Source organism: Pseudomonas sp. F3-2 (genome assembly GCF_038804275.1).
GTDB lineage: Bacteria > Pseudomonadota > Gammaproteobacteria > Pseudomonadales > Pseudomonadaceae > Aquipseudomonas.
In genome coordinates this window covers 4,579,700-4,594,352 of the sequence record NZ_CP152388.1, presented here as the reverse complement: position 1 = coordinate 4,594,352, position 14,653 = coordinate 4,579,700, and the positions used below count along the sequence as shown (strand labels likewise).

The window sequence follows — 14,653 nt, the reverse complement described above, 5'->3', positions numbered from 1 at the left end:
CTTCATTGCTCAGTAGCTTCTTTATGACGTCGCCATTCAAAGGCCAGACCGGCCTGAAACGTATCCTCAATGCATCCGGTTATTCGTTCGACGGCCTGACCGCGGCCTTCAAAGGTGAAGCTGCGTTCCGTCAACTGGTTCTGCTCAACGTCGTCCTGATCCCGGTTTCATTCCTGTTTCACGTGAGTCGCGGCGAGCGTGCGATCCTGATCGCCGTGTGCCTGCTGGCGTTGATCGTCGAGTTGTTGAACTCGGCCATTGAAGCGGCCATCGACCGGATTTCCCTGGAACGGCATCCGCTGTCCAAGAATGCCAAAGACATGGGCAGCGCCGCGCAGTTCGTGGCGTTGAGCATGATCGCAGTGGTCTGGGGCTTGATTCTGCTAGGGTGACACGCGCCTCACAACATCACTGGCTGTTGCAGCGCGTCCCCAGTACAGGGCGCGCGTCAGGCGATATTGGGCAGCACTATCTCATCGCTGCGACGCACATTGGCGGTGAGCGAGCGGCACAGGTCGAGGAATTCGCGGATAGCCGATGTCTGATATTTCTGCTTGTGCCAGATGAAATAAAACTGGCGCACCAGGTCCAGCTCCGGTGTCTCCACCGCAACCAGACTGCCGCGACGAAACGCATCACGCAGGGCCAGGCGTGAAATGCAGCCAATCCCGAGCCCGGACTCAACCGCGCGTTTGATGGCCTCGGTGTGTTCCAGCTCCAGCCGTACGTTCAGGCTGTTCAAATGATGACGCATGGCTTGATCGAAGGTCAGGCGCGTCCCCGATCCTTGCTCGCGCAGAATCCAGGCTTCCCGGGTCAGCTCCTCGAGTGTCGCCTGACCACGGCGGGCGAGTGGATGCTGCGGTGCGCAGAAGACCACCAGTTCGTCTTCCACCCAGGTCTGCACTTCGATGTCGGGATGACTGCAATCACCCTCGATCAGTCCCAGATCAATTTCGTAATGGGCGACCTGCTGCACGATATTGGCGGTGTTCTGCACATGCAGTTTCACGTGGCTTTCGGGATGACGCTGCATGAAGCTGCCGATCAGCAGCGTGGCCAGATAATTGCCGATCGTGAGTGTTGCGCCGACGGCCAGCGAGCCAAAGCCTGATTTGCCGTTGAGCAGGTCTTCGATTTCCTTGGCCTGATCGAGCAGGGCCACCGCCTGAGGCAGCAACTGTCGCCCGGTCGCGTTCAGGCTCAGCCGTTTGCCTGCCCGGTCGAACAGCTGGCAGCTGGACTGGCGTTCCAGTTCGGTGATGGAGGTGCTGGCCGCAGACTGCGATAAAGACAGCTGCACGGCGGCGCGGGAAACGCTTTCCTGCTGGGCCACGGCGACGAACACTTGCAGCTGGCGGAGAGTAAATCGCATATCTATATAACCGATAACCCATATCTTGATAATTCAGTTAACAGATATTGTGTCTGCCACTAGAATATCGCGCAATGGCGCTTTGACTGGCGCAAGCAAATATTCAGGAGTTCCTACGTACCATGAGCAACATGAATCACGAGCGTGTCCTCAGCGTTCATCACTGGAACGACACCCTCTTCAGTTTCAAGTGCACCCGTGATCCAGGTCTGCGCTTTGAGAACGGTCAGTTCGTCATGATCGGTCTGCAGCAGCCAAACGGGCGCCCGCTCATGCGCGCATATTCCATCGCCAGCCCGAACTGGGAAGAGCATCTGGAGTTCTTCAGCATCAAGGTGCCCGACGGCCCGCTGACCTCGCAGCTGCAACACCTGAAGGAAGGCGACGAAATCATCATCAGCAAAAAGCCGACGGGCACGCTGGTCCTCGATGACCTCAAGCCGGGCAAGCATCTGTACCTGCTCAGCACCGGTACCGGTCTGGCGCCGTTCATGAGCGTCATCCAGGACCCTGAAACCTACGAGCGTTTCGAGAAAGTCATTCTGTGCCACGGTGTGCGTTACGTGAACGAGGTCGCCTACCGCGAGTTCATCACCGAGCACCTGCCGCAGAACGAATTCTTCGGCGAGGCGCTGCGGGACAAGCTGATCTATTACCCGACCGTCACCCGCGAGCCTTTCGAAAACGAAGGCCGCCTGACCGATCTGATGCGTAGCGGCAAGCTGTTCAGCGACATCGGTCTGCCGCCGATCAACCCGCAGGACGACCGCGCCATGCTGTGCGGCAGCCCGAGCATGCTCGACGAAACCAGCGAAGTGTTGAACAGCTTCGGTCTGACCGTTTCGCCACGCATGCGTGAGCCGGGTGACTACTTGATCGAGCGCGCATTCGTCGAGAAGTGAATCTGATTCTGCGGGCCATGGTGCCCGCGGAATATTGTTCTGACTGAAGATGTTCAGCGTTAAACGTGGCCCCTTCCCGAGTACGCTCGGTCCCACAGGGTTCACAGGTGGCTGAACATTCTGGCTTCACTCGAAGCCTGTTGTGGGGGCGAGTTTGCTCGCGGAGACGTCAGTGCGGACACTGAAGGTTGGTGTCTGACAAAAAAACCGCCTGGAGGTCACGGACCAGGCGGTTTTTTTGTGGGCGATCGTCGGGTTGCAGGCAGGTCGGGTGCAGAGGGTGTCGGGTGCAGAGGGTCAGACAGACGCGGGCACGACCTCCAGCACCCGAATCAGCCCCGGCTGCGGATAATGCCAGCGCACGTCCAGATCCCAGAACTGCGCACCGTATCGACGCTCCGGCACAGGCGTCTGATACGCCGGGCGTGGGTCCTGAGCCAGGCATTGCTCGATCAGTTCCATCAGCGGCTCGCCGAGACGCAACCCATGCTCGCGTGCCTGAAGCAGGGCGCTATCGTCCCACTGCACGGGGATCAGATCCGGCGCGGCCGCCGCCATGCCGTTGCGGGCGTCGGCAATGACATCGGCGTAAGGCACGTAGGGCTTGACGTCCAGCACGGGCGTGCCGTCCAGCAGATCAATGCCTGAAAGCCACAGACGGCCCGCTTCGACTTTCTCCAGCCGGACGACCGACTGGCCGATGCCGTTCGGGCGATGGGTCGCACGGGTCGCGAACACCCCCATCGACTGATTGCCACCCAGGCGAGGGGGCCGCACCTTCAGCCGGGGTTTGTCCTCCAGCGCCTGATGAAACAGAAACAGCAGCCAGACGTGGCTCACCTGTTCCAGTCCTTGCACTGCATCGCCCTGATCGAACGGCGCCACCAGTTCCAGCACGCCACGGGCGGCAGGCGCGAGTTGCGGCTGGCGTGGGATGGCGAACTTTTCCTTGAAGCAGGAGCGCACGAAGCCGATGGGCGAGACGTTGTAGGACTTAGTCATGCCGGCAGGCTCATTGGGCGTCCGCCAGGGCTCAACCGCGGACCCGCAGCGTCAGGCCGCGCAGAAAGTTACGCAGCAACTGGTCGCCGCACGGACGGTAGTTGTTGTGCCCAGCCTTGCGGAACAGGGCGCTCAGCTCGGGTTTGGACACCGGAAACTCTGCCGCCTTGAGGATCGCGTGCATGTCGTCTTCCTTGAGCTCGAAGGCCACGCGCAGCTTTTTCAGAACGATGTTGTTGGTCATCGGCAGCTCGATCGGCAATTGCGGACGGCTTTCGTCCTTGCCACGCTTGAAGAACACCAGACCGTCGAGAAAATGGGCCATGACCTCGTCACTGCAGGGCTCGAAGCCTTCTTCCTCGTCCTTCTTCATGAACGCCACGACCTGGTTTTTCGTGACCTCAAAACCGCCGAGCTTGATGATGTCCACCACTTTGGCGTCGTTGATATCAAGCATGTAGCGAATGCTACGCAGTACATCGTTGTTCATCATGGTGCGTGTTTCCTGATCAATCGGTGTGAGCGCGCGCGACTGTCCGCGCGGCGCTGAGAAGAAGGGATTAAAACTTTTCCTTGTCGGTCATGTAGCGCCACTGGCCTTCGGGAACCTTGCCGATGGACACGCCGCCCACCCGAATACGGCGGATCGCCACGACTTTCAGGCCGACGGCTTCGCACAGTTGGGCAATGACGCCCGGTTGCGGGTTCTTCATGGCGAATCGCAGGCGGTTTTCGTTCTGCCAGCTCGCCTTGACCTTCGGCAGTTCCTTGCCTTTGTACATCAGCCCGTGGTTCAGGCGGTTGAGGCCGTGAGCGACCATTTCGCCGGAAATCTCGACCACGTATTCCTGCTCGATCTTGCTGCGGTCATCGGTCAGTTTGCGCAGGATTTTCCAGTCCTGACTGAACACCATCAGCCCGCTGGCGTTGGCCTGAAGCGTGGAAATGGCTTCCAGGCGCAGGAAGTGTCCCTTGAGCGGACGCCGACCGACGCTGTGCTCGGCGGACAACGTATCGGGGCGGACCAGCGCGAGCGCTTTGTCTGGGGTCATGCCTGCCGGAACGTTGAACAGGATGGTCACCGCTTCGGGCGTGACGGCTTTCGCGTCGGGGCTCAGCGCGACGACCTGATCCTCGACCTTGAACTGCGGCTCGTCGACGACAACGCCGTCTACCGTGACCCAGCCGCCTTCGATGAACAGCTCGGCTTCGCGACGAGAGCAGCCGACCAGCTCGATAAGGCGTTTGGAAAGGCGAATGGGGTCAGTCATGAGAAAAGCCGTAACAGAAAGGAAAGGTGCCTATTGTACCCGTGCAAGCACCGTTAATCGCGGCAACATTGAAAATGCGCGTTCATTCAGACTCCATGCGAAGGATTTTTCCGAGAGTGGCGTAGGTCTGCTCTTGAACCGTCCCTTTGCCTGGAGCTTGTTCATGACCAAATGGTTACCCGCGTTGCTGATGAGTATCAGCTTGCCGTTGCTGGCGGCACCGACGCCATCCTATGGCCCGCAGCTGGAAGGGTTCGAGTACCCGTTCCCGGCGCAGAACTTCAGTTTCGATTCCCAGGGCGCGCAGGTGCAGATGGGGTACATGGACGTCAAGCCGACCGGCACGCCCAACGGTCGCAGCGTGGTGCTGCTGCATGGCAAGAATTTCTGCGGCGCCACGTGGGAAGGCAGCATCAAAGCGCTGACGGCGGCGGGCTATCGCGTGGTGGCGCCGGATCAGATCGGTTTCTGCCGTTCGAGCAAGCCGGCCGATTATACCTATTCCTTCGAGCAGCTGGCGCAGAACACCCAAGCGCTGCTGACCCATCTGGGTATCGATCACGTCACGGTCGTCGGCCATTCGATGGGCGGCATGCTGGCAACGCGTTTTGCCCTGATGTATCCGCAACAGGTCGATCAGTTGCTGCTGGTCAACCCCATCGGGCTTGAGGACTGGAAGGCCAAAGGCGTGCCGGACCGCAGCTTTGATGATTGGTACGCCCGTGAGCTGAAGACCAGTGCCGAAAGCATTCGCAAGTACCAGCAATCGACCTATTACGCCAACGAATGGCGGCCGGAGTTCGATCATTGGGTCGACATGCAGGCCGGAATGTTCAACGGCAAGGGCAAAGAGGAGGTGGCTCGGGCGTCTGCGCAGACTTACGGGATGATCTTCAATCAGCCCGTGTTCTACGATTTCGAAAAACTGCAAATGCCGACGGTGCTGTTCATCGGGCAGAAGGACAACACCGCCATCGCCAAGGACGCTGCGCCTGAAGCGTTGCGCAAGACGTTGGGCAATTACCCGGAGCTGGGCAAGGCGGTGGCCCGACGCATCCCGAACGCGACGTTGATCGAGTTCGCCGGACTGGGCCATGCCCCACAGATCCAGGACCCGCAGCAGTTCAATAAGGTACTGCTGGAGAGCTTGAAGCGTTAACGCAACGCCCATCTTGCAGGCAGCATCTTTTGTGTAGGAGTGAGCTTGCTCGCGATGGCGGCATGTCTGATACCGATAAAGTGACTGACCCGCCGCCATCGTGAGCAAGCTCACTCCCACAGGGATCTCCAGGCATTCGCGACTCTCCTCCCGGACACGAATTCTGTAGGAGCGTCGCTTGCCCGCGATCTGCCGGGAACCGGCAGCAAAATCGGTGGATGCTGTGTGTCAGGCGTATTGCCGCCTTTGGTTTACACCTGCTGCGCAGCCGATCACGGGGGCGTAAAGACAGTTGGCTCACGCCTACATGGGGTTGCGTAAAGCCTTAACGCACTGACTTGATCCGCATCCGCAGCATCGGATACGGCCTGCCAAGCCCGTCCACTTTCGACCTTCCGACCACCTCGAATCCCTGCTTCTCATAGAAGCCCAGCGCCTGCGGATTCTGTTCGTTCACGTCCAGCTCAGTCACCTGAAAGTGTTCGATCGCGTAGTCCAGCAGTTTCTTGCCCAGCCCCATGCCGCGGTAGTCGGGGGCAATGAAGAGCATTTCCAGTTTGCCCGGCGTCGTGCCGCCGAACCCGGTGATGTGCAGGTGCGAATCACGCGTGCAGAACAGATTCACGGCGCCCAGGTATTGAGTCCGCAGCAGATTGCGCAGCAGCTTGATGTAGTCATCCGGCAGGAAATCGTGAGTCGCGCGAACCGAGGCTTCCCAGACTTGGGTGAGTTCCTCGTAATCGTGTTGCCTGGGCAGGTAGATGACCGAGTGATGGGTCATGTTGCCGCGTCTCCTTCTGACGATGACGATCGGTAATGTGATGACGATAGCCAGAAAAAACAAACCCCGCCGTTCGAAAAGGGCGGGGTTGTTCAGGGTGCAGCCCGAGGAGGTGTCAGACAGGTTCGGCCCACAGGTCGTACTCGTCTGCGTCGACCACGCGGCACAGGATCTTGTCGCCCGGCTTGAGGTCGCGGTCGCTTTCCACGAAGACGTTGCCATCGATTTCCGGTGCGTCGAAGAACGAACGGCCAACGAAGCCCTGTTCGTCCACTTCATCGATCAGGACTTCGATTTCCTTGCCGATCTTCATCTGCAGGCGCGCGGCGCTGATGGCCTGCTGGTGCGCCATGAAACGATCCCAACGATCCTGTTTGATGTCGTCCGGCACGATCGCAGCGTCCAGCAGGTTGGCTGGCGCACCTTCGACCGGCGAGTACTGGAAGCAGCCGACGCGATCGAGCTGCGCCTCGGTCAGCCAGTCCAGCAGGTATTGGAAGTCCTCTTCGGTCTCGCCCGGGAAGCCCACGATGAACGTGGAGCGGATGATCAGGTCCGGGCACTGCTCGCGCCAGTTCTTGATGCGCGCCAGGGTCTTGTCTTCGAAGGCCGGGCGCTTCATCAGCTTGAGGATCTTGGGGCTGGCGTGCTGGAACGGAATATCCAGGTACGGCAGGATTTTCCCTTCGGCCATCAGCGGGATGATCTCGTCCACGTGCGGGTACGGATAGACGTAGTGCATGCGCACCCAGACGCCCAGCGAACTCAGGGCCACGCACAGCTCGGTCATGCGGGTCTTGACCGGCTGGCCGTTCCAGAAACCGGTGCGGTATTTGACGTCGACGCCGTAGGCGCTGGTGTCCTGCGAAATCACCAGCAGCTCTTTGACGCCGGCCTTGACCAGACGCTGCGCTTCGTCGAGCACATCACCCACCGGACGGCTGACCAGTTTGCCGCGCATGGACGGGATGATGCAGAAGCTGCAGCTGTGGTTGCAGCCTTCGGAAATCTTCAGGTATGCGTAGTGACGCGGGGTCAGCTTGACGCCTTGCGGTGGCACCAGATCGATCAGCGGATTGTGATCGAGCTTGGGCGGCGCGGCATCGTGCACGGCGTTGACCACTTGCTCGTACTGCTGCGGGCCGGTCACGGCCAGCACGCTGGGGTGCACGTTACGAATGACGCTTTCATCCACGCCCATGCAGCCTGTCACGATGACCTTGCCGTTTTCGGCGATCGCTTCACCGATGGTGTCCAGCGATTCGGCCTTGGCGCTGTCGATGAAACCGCAGGTGTTGACCACCACGACGTCGGCATCTTCGTAGGTCGGCACGACCTGATAGCCTTCCATGCGCAGCTGAGTGAGGATGCGCTCCGAATCGACGAGCGCCTTGGGGCAACCCAGAGAAACGAACCCGACCTTGGGGGCGGCAGGCGTGATGACGGTGGACATTGACTAACCTCGGCGTAGGTATGCCTGGGCGACTGGCCGAGGCATTGACTGGGCGCTTGGCGCGCCTCTGATCAAAAAGTGCGCAATTCTATCGATGAGTCGATCGATTGACCAGTCTTAAACCGAGAATTACGACGAGTGCTGCGCTATGCTTCGCGCCTTGAACCCGGCGGCCCGCGTCGGCCGGGTGCATCGGAATTTACCCGTACGGCGCAGGTCAATCTCACAGCGCCGTGTCGCGGTGCTCGAGTCATGGTTTCAGGAGTGGTAAATGGGTCACGCAACGAGTCAGGCAGAAGCCGGGCAGCATTCAGCGAAACCATTGAGTCTGTTGGTGGGAGCGGTGGGGGTGGCGTACGGCGACATCGGCACCAGCCCGCTCTACACGATCAAGGAAGTCTTTGTCGGCGGTTACGGGGTGCAGGCCGGCCACGACGCGGTATTGGGTATCCTGTCGCTGATCTTCTGGGCGTTGATCTGGGTCGTGTCCTTCAAATACATGGCACTGGTGTTGCGCGCCGACAACGACGGTGAGGGCGGCATCATGGCCCTGACGGCGCTGGCACGCCGGGCCTCGGCACGTTTTCCCAGGTTACAGGCGACCATGATCGTGTTCGGCCTGTTCGGCGCGGCCTTGTTCTATGGCGACAGCATGATCACCCCGGCGATTTCGGTGCTTTCGGCGGTCGAGGGCATGGAACTGGCGTTTGATGGCCTGGACCACTGGGTGGTGCCGATTGCCCTGATCGTGTTGGTGGCGCTGTTTCTGATCCAGCGGCATGGCACGGCGCGTATCGGCGTGATGTTCGGCCCGATCATGGTGCTGTGGTTCGTCACGCTGGGGGCGCTGGGTATTCACGGGATCATCCAACAACCGGAAGTGCTGCACGCGGTCAATCCGGTCTGGGCGTTGCGCTTTTTCATTGATCATCCGGGCATCGGCGTCGCTGTGCTGGGTGCCGTGGTGCTGGCGCTGACGGGCGCCGAGGCGCTGTATGCGGACATGGGGCACTTCGGTCGCAAGCCGATTTCCCGCGCCTGGTTCGGGCTGGTGCTGCCGGCGCTGGTGCTCAATTATTTCGGCCAGGGCGCACTGGTCATCGAGAACCCCGAAGCGGTGCGCAACCCGTTCTATCTGCTGGCGCCGGGCTGGGCCCTGCTGCCGCTGATCGGGCTGTCGACGCTGGCGACCATTATCGCTTCTCAGGCGGTGATTTCCGGTGCGTTTTCGATGACCCTGCAGGCGATCCAGCTGGGCTACATCCCGCGCATGTACATTCAGCACACGTCCAGTGATGCACAAGGCCAGATCTACATTGGCGCAGTGAACTGGTCGTTGATGGTCGGTGTGATTCTGCTGGTGCTGGGCTTCGAGTCATCCGGCGCGCTGGCATCGGCCTATGGCGTGGCGGTCACCGGCACCATGCTCTGCACCACGATTCTGGTGTCCTCGGTCATGCTGTTGGCGTGGAAGTGGCCGCCGCTGGTGGCAATCCCGATTCTGCTGGGCTGCCTGTTCGTGGACGGCATGTTCTTCGCCGCCAACGTGCCGAAAGTCGTGCAGGGCGGGGCCTTCCCGTTCCTCGCCGGCATCGCCCTGTTCATTCTCATGACCACCTGGAAGCGCGGCAAGCAGTTGCTGGTAGATCGCATCGATGAAGGCGGGCTGCCATTGCCGATCTTCATCAGCAGTATTCGCGTACAGCCGCCCCATCGTGTGCAAGGCACAGCGGTGTTCCTCACCGCCCGCCCCGACGCCGTGCCCCACGCGCTGTTGCACAACATGCTGCATAACCAGGTGCTGCACGAGCAGGTGGTGTTGCTGACGGTGGTGTATGAGGACACCCCGCGTGTCCCGGCCGCTCAGCGTTTCGAGGTCGAGTCCTACGGCGAAGGGTTCTTCCGGGTGATTCTGCACTTCGGTTTCATCGATGAACCGGACGTCCCGGCCGCGCTGAAGCTGTGCCATCTGCCTGATCTGGATTTCAGCCCGATGCGCACCACCTATTTCCTCAGCCGCGAAACCGTGGTCTCGACCAAACTGGCCGGGATGGCGCGCTGGCGCGAAGGGCTGTTCGCTTTCATGCTGAAAAACGCCAATGGCAACTTGCGTTTCTTCAAGCTGCCGTACAATCGCGTGATCGAATTGGGGACGCAGGTGGAGATGTAAGCCGTCAGAAGGCGCCGGTATTCCTGCGGTTGAAGCGGGCAGGTGTGCAGAAAGCAAAAATCCCCGCAGTCTCACGAGTGCGGGGATTTTTTTGTGCCCTGGATTTACTCGGCGGTGGCTGCTTCCTTGCCTTTCCACTTGTCGATCACCGCGATCAGACGCTTGGCAAGGGCAGGGTAGTCCTCGTCAAAGTGATGGCCGCCGGGCAGTTGCTGCTTCTGGCCAGGGGCGGTGGCTTCGGTGCACCCGCTTTCGTCTTTCTCTTCCACGCCGTAGACGCAGAACACCTTGTCGCCCGGCAGTTTGGCCATTTCCGGGCCAGTGGCGGCTTCTTTGCCGGAGGCGCCGAGCCAGCCTTCTACGGCGATTTCAAAGCTGCCGCTGCGCGCAAATGCCAGCAGGATGATGCCGTCGACTCGCGCCTTGTCGTCTTCCGGCAGGCGGTTGTAGATCGCGGGCAGCACGTCGGCACCGAACGAGTAGCCGGCGAGGACAAAGTGCTTGGCACCCCACTTCTGCCGGTAATGCGCCATCAGCTCGCTCAGGTCGGTCGCGGTCTGTTCTGGCGATTTGTGTTCCCAGTAGTAGCGCAGGGTGTCGATGCCGACCACCGGGTAGCCGCCGGATTTCGCCATGTCGCCCGCCACGTCTTTGTCCAGATCGCGCCAGCCGCCGTCGCCGGAAAGGAACAGGGTGACAGTGTCCGAAGGCTGGCTCGAAGGCACTTCCACCACCGGAATGTTCAGGCCGCCGTTGGCGTCGTCGGCGATCAGCAGATGACGGACTTCGGTGTTCAGGATCTGCGGATACTTGATGTCGTAGTCGCTGATCTTGGTTTCGGCGTTGGGGGTGTCACGCACGAACACTGCCGTTTCGTCGTCCGGACCGTCGTTCCACGCCACAGTCCATTTGCCATGCGCCGCGGCCTTCGGCGCCGGGACCTTGCAATCCGGCTGATTGAGGACGAAGTTCACCGAGATGGCCTGGGCCTTGTCGTTGCTCTGCTGGGCGAGCCAGTCCCAGGCGACCGAGCCACCGGCGCTGATACCTGCCACGACGTCGGGTGCGCCATCGAGCTTCTGCAGCGCGGCGTTGAAGGATTTCTCCTGCAACTGGCAGTCGTCTTTGGGCAGCACCACCTGAATGACCTGCGCGGAAGCGTCATAGCTCAGCGCGAGAACTTGCTTTTCGGTCAGTGCATCTTCAGTGGTCACGGCCAGTGCCACGCGGGTCTTGACCTTGGTAGACGGCGTTGCGCGCAGCAGCGCCGAGCCATCGTCCAGCGTGAGGCGTTCCAGTGTCGGTTGTGCGGCGGGGCGGTTCCACAGCCAGAAACCCAGTGCCACTACCAGAATGACCAGGGCAGCGAGCAAAAAGCGCCAGTAGCGTTGAATCATCAGCGTTTCACCAATCCAGTCAGGCCGCCTGCAATCAGGGCGGCGGTGTCTGCCAGTGCCACCAGCGGATCGAGTCCTGCGGGCACGGCCATATAACGGGGTTCCCAGTCAGGCTGGAATTTGTCTTTGAAGCGACGCAGTCCCTGGAAGTTGTAGAGCTGCTCGCCGCGACTGAACACCATCGAACCCAGACGCTGGGTCAACGGCGCGCCACGGCGCGGCTGCAGGCCAGACAACGGCACCATGCCGAGGCTGAAGCGCGCATAGCCTTCCTTTTTGTAATGCAGAATCAGGCCGACCATCATGAATTCCATGGTCAGCTTCGGCGCATCCGGGTGCGAGCGCATCAGATCCAGGCTCGCCAGATCGTTGCGCGACGTCTCCAGCAAGTTGGCGAACGCCACCGGTTTGCCTTCGAAGTGGATGATGGCAATCCGGAAATGCTTGAGGTAATCCAGGCTGAAGCGGCCGAGGGAAAAGCCTTTCTCGCGCACGTTCTTGCCGGTCAGCCAAGCGTCGGAAATCACTTTCAGCTCATCCATCGGCGCCTGGCCGACTTCGTAGATTTCCAGTGACAGACCGTCGCGGCCACCCCGGTTCCAGGTGTAACGCAGGTCCTTCATTTCCTTGCCTTTGGCGTCGATGTCGAACTTGTGCAGATCGACCCGCGCCTCTTCACCGAGCTTGATCGCGGTCAGGCCGATGTCCATGTAGAAGGGCAGGTTCTCGGCACGCACCTGATAGAACACCGGACGCGCGTGGTGCACGTCGCACAGGTCGCGGAATTGCCAGATCAGCTCGGCACGTTGTTGCGTCGGGCCGATCGGATCGTACAGCGCCACCAGGCTTCGGCCGCGATGGGCGTACATCAGGAACGCGTTGCCGTCCGGGTGCATCAGCACGGCCTTGTCGCCGGTAAGTACCAACCCGCCATCCGGCTGGCTGGAAGCTTTGATGATCTCTGCGGCCTTGGCCAGCTGGGTTTCGTCAGGCAGCACGATCTGCGGACGCGCCGTGCGCAGCAGCCAGGTCAGCGAGACGATCACCAGCAGAACGGCACTGCCCAGCGCCGAACGCAGACCGCGCGGGGCATCGGCGTCCAAGGTGAACTGCCACCACAACTGGTGGCTGTAGGGAACGTCCTGATAGGCGAACAGCAACAGCCAGAACGATGCACCCAGAACACACACGCTGGCGACCAGATACAGCGGCGAAAACGGCAGTTCCAGCAAACGACTCGGCCGGTAGAACGAACGGCGGAAGATAGCCAGCAGGCAAGCGGTCAACAGCAGCAGACTCGCTTCTTCCCAGTCGAAGCCTTTGAGGATCGACAGAATCGAGCCCACGAACAGCAGGATCGTGGTCAGCATCCATGCTGCCGACAGCCGACGACGAAGGCCTTGAGCCAGCAACAGGCACAGCACGCCGATCAGGCTGGCGCCGAAGTGCGAGGCGTCGATGAGTCGGTGGGGAATGAGAAAACCGAGGCTCTCCAGGCGGGTGTCAATCTCCGGCGTGGCGCCGGAAAACAGCAGCACCACGCCAGATAGAAAGACCAGCAGCGCCAGGATCGGCGCGCCCAGGCCGGAAGCCACGCGCATGGCCTGGCGGGCAAAAAGGAAACGCTTGGCCTCGCTGAACAGCAAGACCAGACACGCGATCAACAGTGGCAGCACGACGTAGATCAGGCGATACAGCAACAGTGCGGCCGCCAGTGGCGCGGCGCCCAGTTCGTCGGCGAAGGCGGTCAGCAGAATTGCTTCGAATACCCCGACACCGCCGGGTACATGGCTGAGCACCCCTGCGGCCAGTGCCAACAGATACACCAGCAGGAACGCGCCGAACGGCGGGGCGGACGGCAACAGCAGATAAAGCACCGCAGCCGCTGCCGCGACATCCAGTGCCGTGATCACCAGCTGCATCAGTGTCAGGCGCAGGCCTGGCAAGCGCAGCGTGCGACGACCCGCCCGGACCAGCAGGTTGTGAGGAATGGTTTGTTCAGGCAGGCGCCGACGGTACACAGCAACGCCCAGAATCAGGCTGATCGCAAGCACGGCGACGGCCGCCGTTGCCAGCACCGGGACCGACAAGTGCAATGCGAGAGAGGCCGCCGGCAGATCGCTCAATGTTGCCAGCGCGGCCAGAGGCGGCAGGGCACAACCCAGCGACAGGCTGGCAAACAGGGTCATGTGGGCAACTTCGCCCGCGCCCAGGCCCAAGCGCGAATACAGACGATAACGTACCGAACCGCCAGACAGCATCGACAGGCCGACTGCATTGCCGATAGCGAACGCGCAGAAGCCGCCCATCACCAGACTTTTGGCAGGCAGATCGACATTGGCGTAGCGACTGGCCGACCATTCATAGCCCAGCAGAATGGTGAAACCGATGATAGTTGCCAGCACAGCGCCGCCCAGCGAGGGCAGCGGAACACTGAGCAGAGAGTCCTGCAGAGCATAGATGTCCAGCTCTGTCAGCATGTGGCGGCAGGCGATCAGGGCGAGGGCGAACAGGATGATCGTGACGGCGAGCCCGATGGGTTGACGGTACTTGCTCACCAGCTCGCGTACGCGCAGTCGGCTGGTGGGAGCCGCAGGCGGGCTCTCCGGGACTGCTTCGTTTGTGTCAGACGGGTTGGCGCGCATCAATCACTCCTTGGATCGTGCGCGACAGGATGGGGGTATACAGCCAAGTTACCAATCCCTACGCAAAAAATAATTCAGGATGTTAGCGCTTCAACGTCTAACGAGCGAATACGGCAGTTACGTTTCGGTGACTGTTCAGTCTAGGTTCAGTTGCTGGCCAGCATATCGGCAGAGGGGAGCAAAACTGTCGCGCCCGGCAACATACAGTAACAAGCCGATGCGGACGACCGCTCTCGACTTCGGAATGTGACAAACATTTACGCGTGCTGTTCGAGGGCCTTTCGTCAGGGCAAAAAAAAGGCCACTCTTTCGAGTAGCCTTTTTTAGACGCTTGGTTGCGGGAGCCGGATTTGAACCGACGACCTTCGGGTTATGAGCCCGACGAGCTACCAGGCTGCTCCATCCCGCGTCTGTGAGGCGGCATTCTACAGTCGAACGATAAAGTGTCAACCTTTAATGCCAAGGATCGACAAAATAACCGCGTTTGCGCAGATGGCG

Annotated in this window: 12 protein-coding genes and 1 tRNA gene; 4 read left to right on the top strand and 9 right to left on the bottom strand. The window is 60.6% G+C overall.

Going from position 1 to position 14,653, the window contains the following annotated elements; all coding sequences use genetic code 11:
• The first annotated feature begins 23 nt into the window (after nucleotides 1-23).
• Nucleotides 24-392, top strand: a complete 369-nt coding sequence (locus AAGQ88_RS20640; RefSeq protein ID WP_285422348.1) for a diacylglycerol kinase — start codon at nucleotides 24-26, stop codon at nucleotides 390-392.
• A 56-nt stretch (nucleotides 393-448) separates the two neighbouring features.
• On the opposite strand, the gene AAGQ88_RS20635 is transcribed toward AAGQ88_RS20640, so the two are convergent.
• A complete protein-coding gene (locus tag AAGQ88_RS20635) occupies nucleotides 449-1,375 on the bottom strand; it encodes a LysR family transcriptional regulator (RefSeq protein ID WP_285422347.1) in 927 nt (308 codons plus the stop codon).
• 122 nt (nucleotides 1,376-1,497) lie between these two features.
• Between AAGQ88_RS20635 and fpr the strand changes: the two genes are divergently transcribed.
• Nucleotides 1,498-2,277, top strand: coding sequence for a ferredoxin-NADP reductase (gene fpr / locus AAGQ88_RS20630; protein WP_002554680.1), 780 nt, complete (start codon nucleotides 1,498-1,500; stop codon nucleotides 2,275-2,277).
• A 297-nt stretch (nucleotides 2,278-2,574) separates the two neighbouring features.
• On the opposite strand, the gene tsaA is transcribed toward fpr, so the two are convergent.
• From tsaA to AAGQ88_RS20615, 3 genes are all read right to left on the bottom strand, one after another.
• On the bottom strand, nucleotides 2,575-3,279 hold the full coding sequence (tsaA, locus tag AAGQ88_RS20625) for a tRNA (N6-threonylcarbamoyladenosine(37)-N6)-methyltransferase TrmO (protein WP_342653421.1): 705 nt from the start codon (nucleotides 3,277-3,279) through the stop codon (nucleotides 2,575-2,577).
• A 31-nt stretch (nucleotides 3,280-3,310) separates the two neighbouring features.
• The gene (locus tag AAGQ88_RS20620) at nucleotides 3,311-3,772 is read right to left on the bottom strand and encodes a DUF1456 family protein (protein WP_093463434.1); all 462 of its coding nucleotides are present in this window, start codon (nucleotides 3,770-3,772) and stop codon (nucleotides 3,311-3,313) included.
• Nucleotides 3,773-3,839: 67 nt separating this feature from the next.
• On the bottom strand, nucleotides 3,840-4,550 hold the full coding sequence (locus AAGQ88_RS20615; RefSeq protein ID WP_342653420.1) for an rRNA pseudouridine synthase: 711 nt from the start codon (nucleotides 4,548-4,550) through the stop codon (nucleotides 3,840-3,842).
• A 163-nt stretch (nucleotides 4,551-4,713) separates the two neighbouring features.
• On the opposite strand from AAGQ88_RS20615, the gene AAGQ88_RS20610 reads away from it, so the two are divergent.
• Nucleotides 4,714-5,709 carry an alpha/beta hydrolase gene (locus AAGQ88_RS20610; RefSeq protein WP_342653419.1) on the top strand — a complete coding sequence of 332 codons (996 nt, stop codon included), beginning with the start codon at nucleotides 4,714-4,716 and terminating at the stop codon, nucleotides 5,707-5,709.
• Between the two features lie 325 nt (nucleotides 5,710-6,034).
• Here AAGQ88_RS20610 and AAGQ88_RS20605 read toward each other — a convergent pair whose 3' ends face one another.
• Entirely contained in the window at nucleotides 6,035-6,490 is a 456-nt protein-coding gene (locus AAGQ88_RS20605; protein WP_342653418.1) for a GNAT family N-acetyltransferase, read from the bottom strand.
• A gap of 115 nt (nucleotides 6,491-6,605) precedes the next feature.
• Nucleotides 6,606-7,931: a 30S ribosomal protein S12 methylthiotransferase RimO gene (rimO, locus tag AAGQ88_RS20600; RefSeq protein ID WP_285422575.1), complete on the bottom strand. Its 1,326-nt coding sequence runs from the start codon at nucleotides 7,929-7,931 to the stop codon at nucleotides 6,606-6,608.
• A gap of 283 nt (nucleotides 7,932-8,214) precedes the next feature.
• On the opposite strand from rimO, the gene AAGQ88_RS20595 reads away from it, so the two are divergent.
• Complete coding sequence (locus AAGQ88_RS20595) at nucleotides 8,215-10,113, top strand: potassium transporter Kup (protein ID WP_285422342.1); 1,899 nt, start codon at nucleotides 8,215-8,217, stop codon at nucleotides 10,111-10,113.
• Between the two features lie 104 nt (nucleotides 10,114-10,217).
• Here AAGQ88_RS20595 and AAGQ88_RS20590 read toward each other — a convergent pair whose 3' ends face one another.
• From AAGQ88_RS20590 to AAGQ88_RS20580, 3 genes are all read right to left on the bottom strand, one after another.
• Complete coding sequence (locus AAGQ88_RS20590) at nucleotides 10,218-11,510, bottom strand: AcvB/VirJ family lysyl-phosphatidylglycerol hydrolase (RefSeq protein ID WP_285422341.1); 1,293 nt, start codon at nucleotides 11,508-11,510, stop codon at nucleotides 10,218-10,220.
• Entirely contained in the window at nucleotides 11,510-14,155 is a 2,646-nt protein-coding gene (mprF, locus tag AAGQ88_RS20585; protein WP_342653417.1) for a bifunctional lysylphosphatidylglycerol flippase/synthetase MprF, read from the bottom strand. Before mprF ends, AAGQ88_RS20590 begins: the two co-directional genes overlap by 1 nt.
• A gap of 332 nt (nucleotides 14,156-14,487) precedes the next feature.
• Nucleotides 14,488-14,564: transfer RNA gene (locus AAGQ88_RS20580), tRNA-Met, on the bottom strand.
• Nucleotides 14,565-14,653 lie beyond the last annotated feature (89 nt).